Genomic DNA, 17,388 nt, shown 5'->3' with positions numbered 1-17,388 from the left:
CATCATTTATACCGACATCACCCGCGACGGCGCCATGGGCGGCGTGAATGTCGAGTCCACCTCCGACCTCGCCTTCCACCTGACGACGCCGGTCATCGCCTCTGGCGGCGTCTCTTCCATCGAGGATCTCAAGGCGCTGAAGGTCGAGGAGGACACCGGGATCGAGGGCGTGATCTGCGGCCGCGCGCTGTATGATGGCCGGATCGATCCGAAGGAAGCGCTTGCCCTGCTGTCCGCCCCTGCCGTCGAGGACGCCGACTGATGCTGAAGATGCGCGTCATCCCTTGCCTGGACGTCAAGGACGGCCGGGTCGTCAAGGGGGTCAATTTCGTCGATCTGATCGATGCCGGCGATCCGGTGGAGCAGGCCCGCGTCTACGACCGCGAGGGCGCCGACGAACTGACCTTCCTCGACATCACCGCCAGCCATGAGAACCGCGACACCATCTTCGACGTGGTGCGGCGGACGGCGGAGCAGGTCTTCATGCCGCTGACCGTCGGCGGCGGCGTCCGCACGGTGGACGACATCCGCAAGCTGCTGCTGGCCGGTGCTGACAAGGTGTCGATCAACACGGCGGCGATCCACCGTCCGGAGTTCGTGCGCGAGGGGGCCGAGAAGTTCGGCGCCCAGTGCATCGTCGTCGCCATCGACGCCAAGAAGGTCGGGCCGGCCAAGTGGGAGGTCTTCACCCATGGCGGCCGCAACGCCACCGGCATCGATGCGGTGGAATGGGCCAAGCGGATGGAATCGCTGGGAGCGGGCGAGATCCTGCTGACCTCGATGGACCGCGACGGCACCAAGAGCGGTTTCGACCTGGAGCTGACACGCACGGTGGCGGACAGCATCCGCGTTCCGGTGATCGCGTCGGGCGGCGTCGGCACCCTCGACCATCTGGTGGAGGGCATCCGCGAGGGGCACGCCACTGCGGTGCTCGCCGCCTCGATCTTCCATTTCGGCACCTACACCATCGGTCAGGCCAAGGGGGCGCTCGCCGCCGCCGGCATCCCGGTGCGTCCGGCCAGGGCGGCTGAACCGGCCGCCGCGGAGAAAGCCAATGGGTGACAAGAAGGCAGTGGAGAAAGCGGCCGAGAAGGCGCAGGCCCTGCCGCCGGTCTCCCCGTCCGCCGAGGTGCTCGACCGGCTGTTCGCCACCGTGCAGGCCCGCAAGGGAGCGGATCCGGAGACCTCCTACACCGCGAAGCTCTACAGCCGCGGCACCGCCAAGATTGCCCAGAAGGTGGGCGAGGAGGCGGTGGAGGCGATCCTGGAAGCGGTTCGTGGAGACAATGCGGCGCTGGCCGCGGAGTCCGCCGACCTGCTCTATCACCTGCTGGTGCTGTGGGCCGACACCGGACTGGATCCGGCGGAGGTCTGGAGCAAGCTCGCCCAGCGCGAGGGCACCAGCGGCATCGACGAGAAGAAGTCCCGCAAGGCCTGATCGGGGCTTTGAGCGGGACTCCCCAGCAAGAGGACGCATGCGATGGCCAAGAGCTATGACGCCAACAACGTGTTCGCCCGCATCCTGCGCGGCGAAATCCCGTGCAGGAAGGTGCATGAGACCGAACACGCGCTGGCCTTCCACGACATCGAACCGCAGACTCCGACCCATGTGCTGGTGATCCCGAAGGGCGCCTACATGGATATGGACGACTTCACCGCCAGGGCGTCGGAGGCGGAGATCGCCGGCCTGTTCCGCGCGGTTGGCGAGGTTGCCCGCATGGTCGGCGCCGACGGCCCCGGCTATCGCATCCTGTCGAACTGCGGCGAGGCCGCGCATCAGGAAGTGCCCCACCTGCACATCCACCTGTTCGCCGGACGCGACCTGACACGGATGATCGGCAAGGCTTGAACCGGTCGGCGCCGGTAGCATCTACCGTCGCCGCACCGTCACCCGGCGCCGCGTCCCTTTCCCCTCCGGCACCGCGTCCAGGATCGCCAGGATCGCGTCGATCCGCTCCTCGTCCAGATCGCCGATGCGTTCCGACAGCCGGTTGGCAGCTCGGTCGCCCGGGCGCTCAGGCCGAAGTGTCCACCGTCACGCGCGGGTGGGACAGATCCGCCAGCGGCTCCAGTTCTTCCGCTTCGTCCCAGATGATGCAGAAAATAGGCGCAGATCTGCCTGACCAGCTGGGGTGAGGGCGGCCGCGCTTGCCATGTTCCAGGGCCGACAGGTAGGCGGACGAGATCGACAGGTCGGTCGCCATCTGCTTCAGCGTCACGCCCTTGGCGTCGCGCAGCGACCGGACCCGTTCGCCGAACGGGGTCATGTGGAGTCCCTGACTGTTTGGGACCTAGTCCTTACGGTCGCGGCGCCGTTTGATCAAGACATACAACGCACCGTCGCCGCCGTCCTTGGGCTGGGCCGGCTGGATCGCCAGGACCATCGGGCGCAGGGCCGGATCCGACAGCCAGCGGGGGGTCGCCTGACGCAGCACGCCCAGGCTGCCGAAACTGCCCTTGCCGGTGATCACCAGCACGCAGCGCCGCCCCTCGTTCCAGGCGCGGTGGACGAAGCCGGCGAGCGCGTGGTGGGCCTGGGCCTGGGTCATGCCGTGCAGGTCGATGCGCCCGTCGATCTCCAGCTCGCCGCGGCGGAACCGGTCGCCGGTGCGGCGGTCGATGTTGGCGGTCGACCCGGGCGTCAGCGGCGGATGCGGCGTCTGCGAGGGCCGGGCCGGGGAGGGAAACTGCCTGGCGGTCGGCGGCGGGGCGAGGCTGGTCGCCACCGGTTCCTCCACCAGCTCTGCCATGGTTGCCACCGGTTCCGGCTCTGCCTCGATCTGCCGGCCGGGCATCGGTTCGGCGTCGCGCATGGCGATCCGCCACAGGCGCCGCTCGTCGGGCGTGGGCAGTCGTCTGCGGGTCATCGGCGCGGAACCTTCTGCGGACATGAAAAGGGCGGTGCCGACCGATAAAGCCTGTCGGCCCGCCCCTGTCAATGTGTGTTGCCGCGCTGCAAAGAAAAAGGGCGCGAAGAAAAAGGGTACCCGACGCTCACGCCTGCGACCAGGCGGCAGCCGCCGCGATCTGTTCGTCGGTCGGACGCACGCCGGTGTACAGCACGAACTGTTCGAGCGCCTGCAGGGCAATGACTTCGGCGCCGGTGATCACCGGCTTGCCGGCCTCGCGCGCGGCGCGGATCAGCGGGGTTTCGGCCGGCATGGCGACGACGTCGAACACCTGCGCCGCCGAGGCGATCAGCGCCGGTTCGAAGGCAAGGGTTTCTGCCTCCGGCGCCCCGGCCATGCCGAGCGGCGTGACGTTGACCAGCAGCGACCCTTCGGCGATGCCGGTGGTGTCCGGCTGCCAGGGCAGGCTGTATTCATCGGCCAGCCGGCGGCCGGTCTCCTCGTTGCGGGCGATCAGCGTGCCGTTGGTGAAGCCGGAATCGCGCAGCGCGCACAGCACCGCGCGGGCCATGCCGCCGCTGCCGCGGAGCGCGAAGGGCAGGCCGGGCGAGACGTCGTGACGGTCGAGCAGCGTGCGGACCGCGAGATAGTCGGTGTTGTAGCCGCGCAGCCGGCTGCTGCCGTCTTCGACGGTGTCGTTGACGATGGTGTTGACCGACTGCAGCCCGGTGGCCGACGGGTCCAGCTCGTCGAGGAAGGGGATGCAGGCTTCCTTGAAAGGCATCGACACGCCGCAGCCGCGGATGTTCAGCGCACGGATGCCGGTGATGGCGCCCGGAAGATCGCTGGTGGTGAACGCCTTGTAGACGTAGTTCAGCGCGAGGGCTTCGTAGAGGTGATTGTGGAAGCGCGTGCCGATGTTGCTCGGGCGGCCCGAGAGCGAAATGCACAGGCGCGTGTCTCTGTCGATCTTGTGGGGCAACCGGGCCTCTCCTTGCCGCTTTCCGTTCCTGGCCGTTGTTGGCGATTGTCTGGCCGGCGGGTCAGCCGCCCGCCTTCAACGCATCCAAACGTCCTTTCAACAGAGTGTATTCCGGATCGCTCGGCTTGAACTGGGCGATCAGCTTACCCCAATGGGCGGCGGCCTCGTCCTTGCGGCCCGACATCATGGCGTCGAGACCGAGCAGCCACAGCGCGTCCTTGTTCTCCGGTTCTGCCTTCAGGGCCAGACGCAGGGCCGATGTGGCTTCTTCCGGCAGGGGCTTCGGCGTCTCGTTGCGCGGCTGGGTCTGCAACACGGCGTTGGCGTAGGCGACCTGCACGTCGGCGCGGTCCGGCGCCCGCTCGCGCGCCTTGCGGGCGGCCTCCAGCGCCTTGGCGGTGTCGCCCAGCACGCCGTAGGAGCGGGCGAGCTTCAGCCAGCCATCGACGTCCGACGGATCGGCGTCCAGCTTGGCGGCGAGGTTGGCGACCATGCCACGGATCATCTCGTCCTGGCCCGCCCCGTTTCCTTGGGCAGTGCCCTGGGGGTTGGCCTGTGCATTCGGGGCTGCCTGCTGAGATTGCCCCTTCTGCTCTGGCGGCAGCGGCTGCGGGGTGACCTTGGCGGGGTCGAGGTTCAGCGCCACCGCGGCCTCGCGGATCTGGTCGCGGACCACCGGCACCCAGGGCGCATCGGCGGGGGACTCCGCCATCAGCGCGCTCCAGCGGTCGAGCGCTCCCTGCTGGTCGCCGGCCTGGAAACGGGCGAGTGCGGCGAAGAAGCGCGCGCGCGGGTCCTTGGGTTCCTTCGCCAGCACGGCGTCGAAGGCGGCCACCGCCTCCTCCGGCACCATGCCGTCATTGGCGGAGACCAGCGTCTCGGCGAACAGGCCCTGAACCTCCACATCGTCCTTGTTCAGGGCGACGGCGTGGCGCAGCGCGTCGGCCGCGTCGGTGTTGCGGCCCATCTTGGCATAGGCCTGACCCAGGATCAGCCAGCCCTGCAGGTCGCTGGGGTTCTCCGCCAGCTGGGCCTTCAGCTTGTCCATGGCGGCGAGAACGCTCTTGGGCGGGCCGCCACGCTCCTGTTCCAGATTGCGGGAAGCCAACGGCTGGGCCGGCAGATCGGGCCGGCCGTAGATCCCGTAGACGCTGAGCGCGCCAACCGGCAGGATCAGTGCCAGCAGAATCGCCAGCACGCGGGCGCTGCGCGGCGTTGTTGCCGAGCTGGCCGCGCCCCCGTCCTTTTCGGCGGTCGCCAGCATGCGCCGGGCGATCTCCGCCTTGGCCGCTTCCGCCTGGGCGTCGTTGATCAGGCCGCGCGCCCGGTCGCGCTCCAGCTCGTCCAGCTGGTCGCGGTAGACCTCACGGTCGAATTCCTCGCGCTCAGGCCCAGAACCGGCCGAGCGCAGCAGCGGCGGCACGATCAGCAGCAGCACGGCCGCGGTCAGGACGGCGGCGAAAATCCAGAACAGCATCAGTCGTCTTTCCGCAGCAGGGCATCCAGCCGCCGCCGCTCATCCGCGCTCAGGGGGGCGGTGTCGGCGCCGGCGGCCACACCGCGCCGCCCGCGCAGGAACAGGAAGGTGCCGGCCGCGCCCAGCAGCAGCACGGCGAAGGGGCCGATCCACAGCACCAGGGTCGTCGCCTTGAAGGGCGGTCGCAGCAGCACATAGTCGCCGTAGCGGTCGGTGACGAATTCCATCACCTTGTCGTCGCTGTCGCCGGCCTTCAGCCGGTCGCGCACCAGCAGGCGCAGGTCGCGGGCCAGCGGCGCGTTGCTGTCGTCGATCGACTGGTTCTGGCAGACCAGACAGCGCAGCTCCTGGCTGATGGCGCGGGCGCGGCTCTCCAGCGCCGGATCCGGCAGCACCTCGTCCGGCTGGACGGCCAGGGCAGGGATGGCGGCAGGGGCGGACAGCGCCAGCAGGACGGCGAGGAGGAGGCGCTTCATCAGCCCTGCCTCAGATGCTTGACCATGGGAAGGATCTGCTCCTCCACCACCTGCGGGGTCAGCGGGCCGACATGCTTGAAGCGGATGCGGCCCTTGCGGTCGATCAGGTAGCTCTCCGGCACGCCATAGACGCCCCAGTCGATCGACACCCGGCCGTCCTGGTCGGCGCCGATGGCGGCATAGGGGTTGCCGTTGCGCGACAGCCAGGTCAGCGCATCCTCCGGCTTGTCCTTGTAGTTGATGCCGTAGACCGTCACCCCCTGCTCCCGTGACAGGCGGGTGATGACGGGATGCTCCGCCTTGCAGGGGATGCACCAGGAGGCGAAAACATTCACCAGCGTCACGTCGCCCGCCAGCTTGGCGGAGGACAGGCCGCCGGTCGCCGGCTGGCCCTGAGCCATTTGTCCGGGAACCGCCGGCAGGTCGAAGGTCGGGGCCGGCTTGTCGATCAGGGCCGACGGGATGTCGCGCGGATCGCGCTCGAACCCCAGGTAGAAGGCCACACCCACCCCGATGAACAGCAGGAAGGGCAGCAGGTAGAGAAGGCGGCGCATCGTGTCTTGGTCCTTATTCGGCCGGCAGCGGAGCCGATTTTCCACCGGTCTTGCCGGCAGCGCGGCGGCGTTCGGGCGCACCGATGCGGAAGCGGCGGTCGGTCAGGCTCACCAGCCCGCCCAGCATCATGCCGACGCCGCCGAACCAGATCCATGGCACCAGCGGGTGGTGGTAGATGCGGACGATCCAGGCGGTGCCGTTCTGCGTCGGGTCGCCCAGCGCCACATACAGGTCGGAGAAGACCGTGGTGTGGATGGCCGATTCCGTGGTGGTCATGCGGGTGGTGCTGTAGCTGCGGCGTTCCGGCTCCAGCGTGGCGACGCGCTGGCCGTCCTTCGTCACCGTGAAGATGCCGCGCTCCGCCTTGAAGTTGGGGCCGTCGACCAGCCCGACGCTGTCGAACTGGAACTCGTAGCCGGCGACGTTGGCCCGGTCGCCCGGCTTCATCGCACTGATCGATTCCGTCTGCCACGCCGAGGTGCCGGTCATGCCGAGGATCGACAGGCCGAGGCAGGCGTGGGCGATGGTCATGCCCCAGGCGCTGCGCGGCAGATGCACCGCGCGGTTCCAGCTGTTGCGGAACGAGGTGCGGAACAGGGCGATGCGGTCGGCGAACTCCACCAGCGAGCCGACAAAGGCCCAGGCGGCAAGGCCGATGCCGACCAGCGCCAGCAGTGGCCCGCCGCCCGCCTTGACATAGGCGGTGACGGCGACAGCGGCCACCACGGCGACGCCGGCAACCCACAGCCGGGACAGCGCCGCCCCCAGATCCGCCCGCTTCCAGGACAGGTAGGGGCCGACGACCATGGCGATCACCATCGGGATGGCGACCGGCACGAAGGTGGCGTTGAAGAAGGGGGCGCCGACCGACACCTTTCCCAGCTTCATGATGTCGAGGAACAGCGGATAGAGCGTGCCGATGAACACCGTCGCCGTCGCGGTGGACAGCAGCAGGTTGTTCAGCACCAGCGCCCCTTCGCGGCTGATCGGCGCGAACAGCCCGCCCGCCTTCAGCGTCGGCGCCCGCAGGCTGTAGAGCAGCAGCGAACCGCCGGTGGCGACGGCCAGCAGCACCAGGATGAAGATGCCGCGCCTGGGATCGACGGCGAAGGCATGCACCGAGGTCAGGATGCCGGAGCGCACCAGGAAGGTGCCCATCAGCGACAGCGAGAAGGTGACGATGGCCAGCAGGATGGTCCAGCTCTTCAGCGCGTCGCGCTTCTCCACCACGATGGCGGAATGCAGCAGCGCGGTGCCGGCCAGCCAGGGCATGAAGGAGGCGTTCTCCACCGGGTCCCAGTACCACCAGCCGCCCCAGCCCAGCTCGTAATAGGCCCACCAGGATCCCATGGCGATGCCCATGGTCAGGGTCGACCACGCCGCCAGCGTCCAGGGCCGCACCCAGCGCGCCCAGGCGGGATCGACCCGCCCCTCGATCAGGGCGGCGACGGCGAAGGAGAAGGCCATCGAGAAGCCGACATAGCCGGCATAGAGGAACGGCGGGTGGAAGGCGAGGCCGGGATCCTGCAGCAGCGGGTTCAGATCGTTGCCGTCGAGCGGCGCCGGCACCACGCGGATGAAGGGGTTGGAGGTGATCAGGATGAACAGCAGGAAGCCGACCCCGATCAGCCCCTGGACCGCCAGCACCCGGGCTTTCAGGGTCGGCGGCAGGTTGCGCCCGAACAGGGCGACAGCGGCGCCAAAGATCGTCAGCATGACGATCCACAGCATCATCGACCCCTCGTGGTTGCCCCAGACGCCCGACACCTTGTAGAGCATCGGTTTGGCCGAGTGGCTGTTCTGCACCACGTTCAGCACGCTGAAATCGGACACCACATGCGCCCAGGTCAAGGCGCCGTAGGCGATCAGCACCAGCAGCATCTGGGCGATGGCCGCGGGAACCGCGACGTTCATCCAGGCGCCGTTGCGGGTGGCGGCGCCGACCAGCGGCGGCACCGACTGCACCAGCGCCACGAACAGCGCCAGCACCAGCGCGTAATGACCGAGTTCAGGGATCACGGGTCCGCTACTCCTTCTTCGCGGTCTTCGTCGCGGACTCCGCCGGGTTCTTGTAGACGCCGGCCTGCTTCAACGCCTCCGACACCTCCGGTGGCATGTAGTTCTCGTCATGCTTGGCCAGCACCTCGCGCGCGACGAAGATACCGCCGGTCATCCGGCCCTCCGCCACCACGCCCTGGCCCTCGCGAAACAGGTCGGGCAGCTGGCCGCGATAGCGGACATCGACGGTGTTGACGGTGTCGGTGACGCGGAAGGCGGTGGTCACGCCGTCCGGCTGCTTCTGCACGCTGCCCTGTTCGACCAGCCCGCCCAAACGGAAATTGCGGTCGCCGACATGCTGGGCCTGCAACTGGCTGGGGCTGTAGAAGAAGACGATGTTGTCCTGGAAGGCGGTCAGCGCCAGGGCGGTCGCCGAGCCAAGCCCCAGAAGGGCGAGGCCGAGCATGTAGAGGCGGCGTTTCTTGCGGGTCATCCTTCGCTCGCTTCCACCGGCGTTCCGGCGGTCTGATCGGCCGCTTTCCGGCCGCTGTTGCGGGTGCGGCGGCGGGCCGGGCGGGCGCTTTCCAGCGCCTTCAGCGTCGCCTCGGCGTTGCGCAGCCCCTTCCAGGTGGCGACCAGCAGCCCCAGCAGGACGAGGGTGGCGATGCCGTAGGCCGGCCAGACATAGGCGGCGTATCCGCCCATATGGAGAAATTCGTTCATCGTCCTTACCCCTGCATCCCGTCCGTCACCACGCCGTCACCGGCAACAGAGAGCCGCAGCGTCTGGATTTTGCGCTGGGCGATCTCGGTGCGCACGCGCAGCATGACGACCGACAGGAAATAGGCGGTGAAGGCGCCGGCCATCACCAGCAGCGGCGTCAGCATGCTGGGATCGATGCTGGGGCCGCCCATGCGCACCACGCTGGCGGGCTGATGCAGCGTGTTCCACCAGTCGACCGAGAACTTGATGATCGGCACATTGACGATGCCGACCAGCAGCAGGACGTTGCCGGCCTTCATGCCGCGCTGCGGATCGTCGAAGGCGTTCACCAGGGCCATGTAGCCGAGATAGAGGAAGAACAGGATCAGCACGCTGGTCAGCCGCGCGTCCCACACCCACCAGGTGCCCCACATCGGCGCGCCCCACAGCGACCCGGTCACCAGGCAGACGAAGGTGAAGCCGGCGCCGATGGGGGCGGCGGCCTTGGCGAACAGGTCGGCCAGCGGGTGCTTCCACACCAGCCCGACCGCTGCGGCAATTGCCATATTGGTGTAGACGAACAGGCTCATCCAGGCCGCGGGGACATGGATGTACATGATCCGCACCGTCTCGCCCTGCTGATAGTCGGGCGGCGAGCTGAACAGGCTGAACCACAGACCGAGGATCGTCAGGATCACGGTCGCCCCGGCGCACCACGGCAGCAGCACGGCCGACAGGCGCAGGAAGCGGGCGGGGTTGGCGAAACGATGCATGGAACGATGGCCCCGGTACAGATGACCTTGGTCAGGCTTGCGGACGATATAAGCGCATGTATGGCGGACTGCGAGGGGTTTCGCCTTGATCTCGGTCAGGCGAACCCGCCATTCGTTCGTACTCTGACACCAAGGTATGAGGCGGCCCGGACCTCCGGCGGCACCTGTCTTCCCTGGTGTGGGACGCCGGAGGCGGGGCGTTTCATCCCCCGCGCGCCGGCGATTTTTTCCCGATCAGGCCACCTTCGCGTTCTGCACCGCCGCCTGCATCTCTCCAGCGATCAGGTCGAAGTCGTGCAGGCTGACCGGCAGCAGGCCACAGCGGGGCGGCCTTGCCATGACAGACCTGCATGAAGCCGCCGGCCCGGCCGCGCCGCACATGCTCGGCGCTGGCGACCGCGATCCAGGCTCCGGTGCGTATGCCGCCGCCGCTCACGACCGCACCTGTTCGGACTGGGCTTCCTCGCCCTGATTGGGTGCGAACACGCGCAGGCGATGGCCGTCCGGGTCCTGTGCAACGAAGGTATGACCGAAATCCATCGCGGTCGGCGGTTGCAGGATGGTCAGGCCGCGGCCGCTCCAGTCGGCATGCATGTCACGCACCACCGCCTCGTCGGCGACGGTGAAGGCGACCTCGCCGCCGCCGGGCACGGTCGCCGCCGGCTCCACCGTGTGGCGCGACCACAGGCCCAGCATCAGCCCGTTTCCCGCCTTGAACAGCGCGAAGGTGGGCGAGGCTTCCACCGGCTCGCGGCCCAGCAGATCGGCATAGAAGGCGGCGCTGGCGGCCGGGCTGTCGACGTAGAGCAGGACGAAATCGAGGGCGAGGGTGGCGGCAGCGGTCTGGGGCGCGGTCATGGTCGGTTCCGGGCTTGAAGGGTTGGGGTGGGGCGGTTCCGTTCGCCGCCCTCACCGGCAAAGCCAAGACTAGGCCCCCCTGCTGACAGTTTCCGTCAGCATGCCGTCTGCCTCGATCATCCCTTGTTCGGGATGCCCTCCGCCGCGCGCCATTCCTTCAGCATCGCCTGCCGGCGGCGGGGATAGCGGGTGTCGCTGGCGGTCAGCGCCAGGATGCGGTCGGTTCGGAAATGGCGGAAGGACTGGCGCAGCTCGCACCATGCCACCATCACCCGCACCCGGTCGAAGAAGCCGAGCGCGAAGGGCCAGACGACGCGCCGGCTCTCCGACCCGTCGCGGTCGCGATAGGCGATCTCCAGCTTGCGCTCTCCCCGGATTGCGCCGCGGATGGTCGCCAACTCAGCATCCCCAGCCGGGATGGCCTCGCCCGGCCCGACCAGCAGTGTCGAGCCGTCCATTTCCTCGCGCTTGTCCGGCGGCAGCACCGCGGCGATCTTGGCGAGCGCGTTGCGCGCCGCCCCGCCCAGCCGGCTATCGCCGCGGTCCACCACCCAGCGCGACCCCAGCACCAGCGCCTCGACCTCCTCCTCGGTGAACATCAACGGCGGCAGCAGGAAGCCGGCGCGCAGGAGATAGCCGACCCCCGGCTCCCCCTCGATCATCGCGCCCTGGGCCTGCAGTGTGGCGATGTCGCGATAGAGCGTGCGCAGGCTGACCCCCAGCTCGCCGGCAAGCGACGTGCCGCTGACCGGCTGGCGATGCCGCCGCAGAAGCTGCATCAGATCGAGGAGACGTTCGGCACGGGACATGGGAAACCGCGGAAAGGGAAGGGTGCCCATAATGACATCTAAAATGACAAGGGGCGCTCCCCGATGGGAAGCGCCCCTCTTCACGGCAGGTCCTGCCGGGCGGTTGCCCGGCGGTCCCGAACCTTACTGGCGGATCACTCCGCCTTCTTGGTCAGGTCCTCGCCGGTGGCTTGGTCGACCTGCTTCATCGACAGCTTGACCTTGCCGCGGTCGTCGAAGCCGATGACCTTGACCTTCACCTGGTCACCCTGCGAGACGACGTCCGACACCTTGCCGACGCGCTGCTGCGCCAGTTCGGAGATGTGGACGAGGCCGTCGCGCGAGCCCAGGAAGTTCACGAAGGCGCCGAAATCGACGACCTTCACCACCTTGCCGGTGTAGACGACATTCATCTCCGGCTCGGCGACGATGCCCTTGATCCACTCGATGGCGGCGTCCGACTTCTTCTGGTCGACGGCCGAGACCTTGACGGTGCCGTCGTCGTCGATGTCGATCTTGGCGCCGGTCTGCTCGACGATCTCGCGGATCACCTTGCCGCCGGAGCCGATCACGTCGCGGATCTTCTCCTTCGGGATGTTGATCACGGTGATGCGCGGGGCGTTCTCGTTGACGCCTTCGCGGGCGCCGGTCAGCGCCTTCGACATCTCGCCCAGGATGTGCAGGCGGCCGTCCTTGGCCTGGCCCAGCGCGATCTTCATGATCTCCTCGGTGATCGAGGTGATCTTGATGTCCATCTGCAGCGCGGTGACGCCGACCTCGGTGCCGGCGACCTTGAAGTCCATGTCGCCCAGGTGATCTTCGTCACCCAGGATGTCGGACAGGACGGCGAAGCCGTGGTCTTCCTTGATCAGGCCCATGGCGATGCCGGCGACCGGACGGGCCAGCGGCGCTCCGGCGTCCATCAGCGACAGCGAGGTGCCGCAGACGGTGGCCATCGAGGAGGAGCCGTTGGACTCCGTGACTTCCGACACGACGCGCAGCGTGTAGGGGAAGTCTTCCTTCTTCGGCAGTAGCGGGTGGATGGCGCGCCACGCCAGCTTGCCGTGGCCGATCTCGCGACGGCCCGGGCTGCCCATGCGGCCGGCTTCACCCACCGAGTACGGGGGGAAGTTGTAGTGCAGCATGAAGTGCTCGCGGTACTCGCCTTCGAGCGCGTCGATGATCTGCTCGTCCTGGCTGGTGCCCAGCGTGGTGACGACCAGCGCCTGGGTCTCGCCGCGGGTGAACAGGGCCGAGCCGTGGGCGCGCGGCAGCACGCCGACTTCCGACACGATGGGGCGCACGGTCTTGGTGTCGCGGCCGTCGATGCGGCGGCCGGTCTTCAGGACGGCGCCGCGCAGGATGTCGGCCTCCAGCTCCTTGAACTCGAAACCGATGGACTGGGCGTCGAATTCCTCGGCCAAGGCTTCCAGGGCCTTCGCCTTGGCGGCGCCGACCTTCTCGTAGCGGCTCTGCTTGACCGTCTCGGTGTAGGCGGCCTCGACGTCCGAGCCGACGGTCTCGCGCAGGCGGGCCTTCAGGGCCTTGCGGTCGTAGGCCGGCTCCGGCAGGTCCCACGGCTCCTTGGCGGCTTCCTCGGCCAGGTCGATGATCATCTCGATCACCGGCTGGAAGTTGGTGTGGCCGAACATGACGGCGCCCAGCATGACCTCTTCGGTCAGCTCCTTGGCTTCCGATTCGACCATCAGCACGCCTTCGGTGGTGCCGGCGACCACCAGATCCAGATCGGTGTCCTCGACCTGATCCATGGTCGGGTTCAGGATGTACTGGCCGTTCTTGTAGCCGACGCGGGCGGCGCCGATCGGACCCAGGAACGGGATGCCGGAAATCGTCAGGGCGGCCGAGGCGCCGACCATCGCGACGATGTCCGGATCATTCTCCAGATCATGGCTCAGCACGGTGCAGACGACCTGCGTCTCGTTGCGGAAGCCATCGGCGAACAGCGGACGGATCGGACGGTCGATCAGGCGGCTGACCAGCGTTTCCTTCTCGGTCGGACGGCCCTCGCGCTTGAAGAAGCCGCCGGGGATCTTGCCGGCTGCGAACGCCTTTTCCTGGTAATTGACGGTCAACGGGAAGAAATCGACGCCCGGCTTCGGCGCCTTGGCGGCGACGGCGGTGCACAGGACGGTGGTATCACCATAGGTGACCATGACCGCGCCGTTGGCCTGACGGGCGATCTTGCCCGTTTCCAGGACCAGCTTGCGGCCGCCCCACTCGATTTCCTTGCGATGAACAGTGAACATGGATTCTTTCCTTCCATCCGACACCCTGGAACGGCCGGATTGCCGCCCAAGGCCGGGGCCATCGGTCGTAGGACCCCGCGAAAAAACTGAAGATACGGTGTTCGACAACAGGACCAAACGACTCAAGATGGAGGCGTCGCGGATGCAAAAAAGGCCGGTCCCCGAATGATCGGGCCGGCCTGTCCGTTACGAAACGCTCAAGATCGAGTTTCTATTGCCAATAACCAATGAGGTGTTCCGGAACGATACAGGTGAACGAAAACTTTGCTGTCCGATATCTATGTTCCCGCCGGTCTTCAGGGGAAACCCCCGGCCGGTGGCCGGCCAGGGGAACCCGAACCCGTCGGCGGGACGGCGTGCCTTGTCAGCGACGCAGGCCCAGACGCTCGATCAGAGTGGCGTAGCGCGACTGATCCTTCTTCTTCAGGTAGTCGAGCAGACGGCGGCGCTGACCGACCATCACCAGCAGACCACGGCGGGAGTGGAAGTCCTTCTTGTGGCCCTTCAGGTGCTCCGTCAGGTTGCTGATCCGCTCCGTCAGGATCGACACCTGGACCTCGGGCGAACCGGTGTCGTTGGTGCCGCGGGAAAATTCCTTGATCAGCTCCTGCTTGCGCTCGGGCGTAATCGACATCGGGGTCTCCTAATTCACGTGAGGTTGAGTACGCGCACCGGACGGACCTCCGCCCCCTCGACACGGGCCAACGCCACCGGCGTTCCGCCGAAAAGCGCAATGACGGTGCCATCCCCACCGTCAGCACCCTGAACCGCCATCAGGCGGTCACGATCCTGCCGGGTGAGGAGAGCCACCGTCTGGCCGTGCCTCAGTCGGTGCGCTTCCGCTTCCGTCAGGGCCAGCGCCGGGATGTCGTCCAGCGCGGTCTCGATCGGCAACAGAAGTCGTTCGACGGCCGCACCTTGCTCCATGGCGGCCAGTTCGTCCAGGGAAATCGCCCGGTCCAGCGTGAAGGAGCCGACGCGCAGACGGCGCAGCAGCCCGACATGGCCGACCGTGCCCAGCGCTTCCGCCAGGTCGCGGGCCAGCGAGCGGACATAGGTGCCCTTGCCGCAATCGACCTCGAACAGCGCATGGTCGGCGTCGGGTTGCTCGACCAGCTCGAAGCGGTCGATGCGCACGGTGCGGGCGGCCAGATCGACGGCGTCGCCTTCGCGCGCGATGTCGTAGGCGCGCTCGCCGTCGATCTTGATGGCGCAGAATTGCGGCGGCACCTGCTGAATCTCGCCGAGGAAGGCGGGCAGGGCGGCGCGGATCGCCTCGGTCGACGGACGATGGTCGGAACGGTCGATCACCGCACCCTCACGGTCGTCGGTGGCGGTGCGCTCGCCCCAGCGGATCGAGAAGCGGTAGGTCTTGGCGCCGTCCATGGCGTAAGCGACGGTCTTGGTCGCCTCGCCCAGCGCAATCGGCAGGATGCCGGTCGCCAGCGGGTCCAGCGTGCCGCCATGTCCGGCCTTCTCGGCGTTCAGCAGGCGGCGCACCTTCGACAGCGCCTGGGTGGAGGTCATGCCTTCCGGCTTGTCCAGCACCACCCAGCCATGGATCGGCGCGCCCTTGCGCTTACGAGCCACGACGGCCGCCCTTTTCCCCGCTCTTGTCCTCGTCGTCGAGCATGGCGCGGTCTTCCTCGTCGAGGTCGTCGTCCTCGTCCGCCTCGTCGGGGCCGAGATCGTCACCGTCCTCGTCCCAGGAATCGTCCTCGTCCTCATCCTCGTCATGGTCGTCGTCGCCGTTGACGCGGCCCAGCGGATGGCCGCTCAGGTCGCGGGCGACCTCCGGGCTGTGCAGGATGCTGTCGATGCGGTGGGCGTAGTCGAAGGAGGTGTCGCCCTCGAAGCTCAGCGTCGGGGCATGGCGCAGATTGACCATGCGCGCGACCTGCCCGCGCAGGAAGGCGGCGGCCCGCTTCAGGGCGACCTGGGCCTCTTCCATCCGCTCGCCGCCCAATGTCGAATAGAAGACGGTGGCGTTGGACAGGTCGGGGCTGATCCGCACCTCGGTGACCGTGACGTTCAGCGCGGCCAGCTCCGGATCGTGGAAATCCCCGCGGCGGAACAGGTCGGCAAGGGCGTGGCGCAGCTCCTCGCCGACGCGCAGTTGCCGTTGGGACGGGGGCTTGCCGGCGATGAACGCGCCGCGCTTCTTGCTGGCCATGATACGTGTCTTTCGTCGATGTCTTTTGCCGGGCTGCTTCAGCTCTCCGGCCGATCACACACAGATGGGCGCCGCCAAGGGAGTTGCGAATCTCCCACCCCAACCATCTCCCGCCAGGCGGAAGCAGGGCAGTGGCGATCACCCCAACATAGGAACAGGGCGCAGGACTGGTCCCGCGCCCTTGGAAGCGAAGAAGATCGCCCGATCCGCCCCGACAGGATGCCGGAAGGGACCGGGCGGACCGGACAGGTCACAGCTCGCGAGCGATTTCCTCGATCTCGAAGGCTTCGATCTGATCGCCGGCCTGGATGTTGTCGTAATTCTCGAAGGCCATGCCGCACTCGTAACCCTCGCGCACTTCCTTGACTTCGTCCTTGAAGCGCTTGAGCGTCTTGAGCGTGCCTTCGTGAATGACGACGTTGTCGCGCAGCAGGCGGACGCCGGCGCCGCGCTTGACGGTGCCCTGCGTGACCATACAACCGGCGACCTTGCCGACCTTGGTGATGTTGAACACCTCGCGGATGGTCGCGTAGCCGATGAAGCGTTCCCGCAGCGTCGGAGACAACAGACCGGTCAGCGCCGCCTTCACGTCGTCGATCACGTTGTAGATGATCGAGTAGTAGCGGATTTCGACGCCGTCGCGCTTGGCGAGGTCGCGGGCCTGCGGGTTGGCGCGGACGTTGAAGCCGATGATCATCGCGTTGGAGGCATTGGCCAGCGTGATGTCGGACTCGTTGATCGCACCGACCGAGTTGTGCAGGACGCGGACCTTGACCTCGGTGTTCTCGGCCGTGAGCTTCTCCAGCGAGCTGGCGATGGCTTCGATCGAGCCCTGCACGTCGCCCTTGATGACGACCGGCAGTTCCTTGGCCTCGCCGGCCTGGATGCGGCTGAACATGTCCTGCAGCGACCCGCGGGCCGAGGCCGCCACCACCGCTTCGCGCTTCTTGCGCTGGCGGAACTCGGCGATCTCGCGGGCACGGGCTTCGGACTCGACGACGGTGAAGTCGTCGCCGGCCATCGGCGTGCCGTTCAGGCCCAGGACCTCGACCGGGACGGCCGGGGCCGCTTCGTTGACGGTCTGGCCGCGGTCGTTGATCAGGGCACGGACGCGGCCCCATTCGGCGCCGGTGACGAACACGTCGCCGACCTTCAGCGTGCCGCGCTGGACCAGCACGGTGGCGACCGAACCGCGGCCACGCTCCAGCTTCGCCTCGATGACGACGCCTTCGGCGGCGCGCTCGGGGTTGGCCCGCAGCTCCAGGATTTCGGCCTGGAGCAGGATGGCCTCTTCCAGCTTGCTCAGGTTGCGCTTGGCCTTGGCCGACACCTCGACGTCGAGAACGTCGCCGCCCATCTCCTCGACCACCAGCTCGTGCTGGAGCAGTTCCTGACGGACGCGCTCCGGCTTGGCATCGGGCAGGTCGCACTTGTTGATGGCGACGATGATCGGAACCTTGGCCGCCTTGGCGTGGCGGATGGCCTCGATC

At 67.7% G+C, this 17,388-nt stretch carries 21 protein-coding genes; 4 read left to right on the top strand and 17 right to left on the bottom strand.

Annotation, left to right across the window (positions count from 1 at the left end; all coding sequences use genetic code 11):
• From I71_RS24995 to I71_RS24980, 4 genes are all read left to right on the top strand, one after another.
• Positions 1-262, top strand: a 262-nt coding sequence (locus I71_RS24995) for a HisA/HisF-related TIM barrel protein (protein ID WP_042700084.1), incomplete at its 5' end; no start/stop codon positions are given.
• Entirely contained in the window at positions 262-1,062 is an 801-nt protein-coding gene (hisF, locus tag I71_RS24990) for an imidazole glycerol phosphate synthase subunit HisF (RefSeq protein WP_042700081.1), read from the top strand. The genes I71_RS24995 and hisF, both read left to right, overlap by 1 nt.
• The gene (locus tag I71_RS24985; RefSeq protein WP_083897386.1) at positions 1,055-1,438 is read left to right on the top strand and encodes a phosphoribosyl-ATP diphosphatase; all 384 of its coding nucleotides are present in this window, start codon (positions 1,055-1,057) and stop codon (positions 1,436-1,438) included. The genes hisF and I71_RS24985 overlap by 8 nt, the downstream gene beginning before the upstream one ends.
• Before the next feature lie 42 nt (positions 1,439-1,480).
• On the top strand, positions 1,481-1,849 hold the full coding sequence (locus I71_RS24980) for a histidine triad nucleotide-binding protein (RefSeq protein ID WP_042700075.1): 369 nt from the start codon (positions 1,481-1,483) through the stop codon (positions 1,847-1,849).
• A gap of 166 nt (positions 1,850-2,015) precedes the next feature.
• On the opposite strand, the gene I71_RS40880 is transcribed toward I71_RS24980, so the two are convergent.
• From I71_RS40880 to infB, 17 genes are all read right to left on the bottom strand, one after another.
• On the bottom strand, positions 2,016-2,267 hold the full coding sequence (locus tag I71_RS40880; protein ID WP_307189028.1) for a helix-turn-helix domain-containing protein: 252 nt from the start codon (positions 2,265-2,267) through the stop codon (positions 2,016-2,018).
• Between the two features lie 24 nt (positions 2,268-2,291).
• Positions 2,292-2,867, bottom strand: coding sequence for a Smr/MutS family protein (locus tag I71_RS24970; protein WP_042700071.1), 576 nt, complete (start codon positions 2,865-2,867; stop codon positions 2,292-2,294).
• Positions 2,868-2,994: 127 nt separating this feature from the next.
• Positions 2,995-3,831, bottom strand: coding sequence for a shikimate 5-dehydrogenase (locus tag I71_RS24965; RefSeq protein WP_042700068.1), 837 nt, complete (start codon positions 3,829-3,831; stop codon positions 2,995-2,997).
• A 61-nt stretch (positions 3,832-3,892) separates the two neighbouring features.
• A complete protein-coding gene (gene ccmI / locus I71_RS24960; RefSeq protein WP_042700064.1) occupies positions 3,893-5,308 on the bottom strand; it encodes a c-type cytochrome biogenesis protein CcmI in 1,416 nt (471 codons plus the stop codon).
• Positions 5,308-5,784 carry a cytochrome c-type biogenesis protein gene (locus I71_RS24955; RefSeq protein WP_042700060.1) on the bottom strand — a complete coding sequence of 159 codons (477 nt, stop codon included), beginning with the start codon at positions 5,782-5,784 and terminating at the stop codon, positions 5,308-5,310. The genes ccmI and I71_RS24955 overlap by 1 nt, the downstream gene beginning before the upstream one ends.
• Positions 5,784-6,338, bottom strand: a complete 555-nt coding sequence (locus tag I71_RS24950) for a DsbE family thiol:disulfide interchange protein (RefSeq protein WP_042700057.1) — start codon at positions 6,336-6,338, stop codon at positions 5,784-5,786. The genes I71_RS24955 and I71_RS24950 overlap by 1 nt, the downstream gene beginning before the upstream one ends.
• 13 nt (positions 6,339-6,351) lie before the next feature.
• Positions 6,352-8,358: a heme lyase CcmF/NrfE family subunit gene (locus I71_RS24945; RefSeq protein WP_042700054.1), complete on the bottom strand. Its 2,007-nt coding sequence runs from the start codon at positions 8,356-8,358 to the stop codon at positions 6,352-6,354.
• A 7-nt stretch (positions 8,359-8,365) separates the two neighbouring features.
• Positions 8,366-8,830, bottom strand: coding sequence for a cytochrome c maturation protein CcmE (gene ccmE, locus I71_RS24940; RefSeq protein ID WP_042700051.1), 465 nt, complete (start codon positions 8,828-8,830; stop codon positions 8,366-8,368).
• Entirely contained in the window at positions 8,827-9,060 is a 234-nt protein-coding gene (gene ccmD, locus I71_RS24935; protein ID WP_042700048.1) for a heme exporter protein CcmD, read from the bottom strand. The genes ccmE and ccmD overlap by 4 nt, the downstream gene beginning before the upstream one ends.
• 5 nt (positions 9,061-9,065) lie before the next feature.
• Entirely contained in the window at positions 9,066-9,812 is a 747-nt protein-coding gene (locus tag I71_RS24930; RefSeq protein WP_042700045.1) for a heme ABC transporter permease, read from the bottom strand.
• 432 nt (positions 9,813-10,244) lie between these two features.
• Positions 10,245-10,670 carry a VOC family protein gene (locus I71_RS24925; RefSeq protein ID WP_042700042.1) on the bottom strand — a complete coding sequence of 142 codons (426 nt, stop codon included), beginning with the start codon at positions 10,668-10,670 and terminating at the stop codon, positions 10,245-10,247.
• Between the two features lie 116 nt (positions 10,671-10,786).
• Positions 10,787-11,479, bottom strand: a complete 693-nt coding sequence (locus I71_RS24920; protein ID WP_042700086.1) for a YafY family protein — start codon at positions 11,477-11,479, stop codon at positions 10,787-10,789.
• A gap of 134 nt (positions 11,480-11,613) precedes the next feature.
• Positions 11,614-13,725 carry a polyribonucleotide nucleotidyltransferase gene (pnp, locus tag I71_RS24915; RefSeq protein ID WP_042700039.1) on the bottom strand — a complete coding sequence of 704 codons (2,112 nt, stop codon included), beginning with the start codon at positions 13,723-13,725 and terminating at the stop codon, positions 11,614-11,616.
• Between the two features lie 364 nt (positions 13,726-14,089).
• Complete coding sequence (gene rpsO, locus I71_RS24910) at positions 14,090-14,359, bottom strand: 30S ribosomal protein S15 (protein ID WP_012975403.1); 270 nt, start codon at positions 14,357-14,359, stop codon at positions 14,090-14,092.
• Positions 14,360-14,373: 14 nt separating this feature from the next.
• Positions 14,374-15,315, bottom strand: a complete 942-nt coding sequence (gene truB / locus I71_RS24905; protein ID WP_042700035.1) for a tRNA pseudouridine(55) synthase TruB — start codon at positions 15,313-15,315, stop codon at positions 14,374-14,376.
• Positions 15,305-15,898: a 30S ribosome-binding factor RbfA gene (gene rbfA / locus I71_RS24900; protein ID WP_042700032.1), complete on the bottom strand. Its 594-nt coding sequence runs from the start codon at positions 15,896-15,898 to the stop codon at positions 15,305-15,307. Before rbfA ends, truB begins: the two co-directional genes overlap by 11 nt.
• Positions 15,899-16,148: 250 nt before the next feature.
• A partial coding sequence (gene infB / locus I71_RS24895) for a translation initiation factor IF-2 (RefSeq protein WP_042700029.1) occupies positions 16,149-17,388 on the bottom strand: 1,240 nt, incomplete at its 5' end.

The sequence above is a fragment of the Azospirillum sp. B506 genome (assembly GCF_000333595.1).
GTDB lineage: Bacteria > Pseudomonadota > Alphaproteobacteria > Azospirillales > Azospirillaceae > Azospirillum.
Note: the sequence above shows the minus strand (reverse complement) of the source record. Positions and strands in the feature narration are given on the sequence as shown.

Excerpts from the sequence above, each read along its gene's own strand:
- hisF (WP_042700081.1), top strand. The coding sequence starts at position 262 with ATGCTGAAGATGCGCGTCATCCCTTGCCTGGACGTCAAGGACGGCCGG.
- I71_RS24985 (WP_083897386.1), top strand. The coding sequence starts at position 1,055 with ATGGGTGACAAGAAGGCAGTGGAGAAAGCGGCCGAGAAGGCGCAGGCC.
- I71_RS24980 (WP_042700075.1), top strand. The coding sequence starts at position 1,481 with ATGGCCAAGAGCTATGACGCCAACAACGTGTTCGCCCGCATCCTGCGC.
- I71_RS40880 (WP_307189028.1), bottom strand. The coding sequence starts at position 2,267 with ATGACCCCGTTCGGCGAACGGGTCCGGTCGCTGCGCGACGCCAAGGGC.
- I71_RS24970 (WP_042700071.1), bottom strand. The coding sequence starts at position 2,867 with ATGACCCGCAGACGACTGCCCACGCCCGACGAGCGGCGCCTGTGGCGG.
- ccmI (WP_042700064.1), bottom strand. The coding sequence starts at position 5,308 with ATGCTGTTCTGGATTTTCGCCGCCGTCCTGACCGCGGCCGTGCTGCTG.
- I71_RS24955 (WP_042700060.1), bottom strand. The coding sequence starts at position 5,784 with ATGAAGCGCCTCCTCCTCGCCGTCCTGCTGGCGCTGTCCGCCCCTGCC.
- I71_RS24950 (WP_042700057.1), bottom strand. The coding sequence starts at position 6,338 with ATGCGCCGCCTTCTCTACCTGCTGCCCTTCCTGCTGTTCATCGGGGTG.
- ccmE (WP_042700051.1), bottom strand. The coding sequence starts at position 8,830 with ATGACCCGCAAGAAACGCCGCCTCTACATGCTCGGCCTCGCCCTTCTG.
- ccmD (WP_042700048.1), bottom strand. The coding sequence starts at position 9,060 with ATGAACGAATTTCTCCATATGGGCGGATACGCCGCCTATGTCTGGCCG.
- I71_RS24930 (WP_042700045.1), bottom strand. The coding sequence starts at position 9,812 with ATGCATCGTTTCGCCAACCCCGCCCGCTTCCTGCGCCTGTCGGCCGTG.
- I71_RS24925 (WP_042700042.1), bottom strand. The coding sequence starts at position 10,670 with ATGACCGCGCCCCAGACCGCTGCCGCCACCCTCGCCCTCGATTTCGTC.
- I71_RS24920 (WP_042700086.1), bottom strand. The coding sequence starts at position 11,479 with ATGTCCCGTGCCGAACGTCTCCTCGATCTGATGCAGCTTCTGCGGCGG.
- pnp (WP_042700039.1), bottom strand. The coding sequence starts at position 13,725 with ATGTTCACTGTTCATCGCAAGGAAATCGAGTGGGGCGGCCGCAAGCTG.
- rpsO (WP_012975403.1), bottom strand. The coding sequence starts at position 14,359 with ATGTCGATTACGCCCGAGCGCAAGCAGGAGCTGATCAAGGAATTTTCC.
- rbfA (WP_042700032.1), bottom strand. The coding sequence starts at position 15,898 with ATGGCCAGCAAGAAGCGCGGCGCGTTCATCGCCGGCAAGCCCCCGTCC.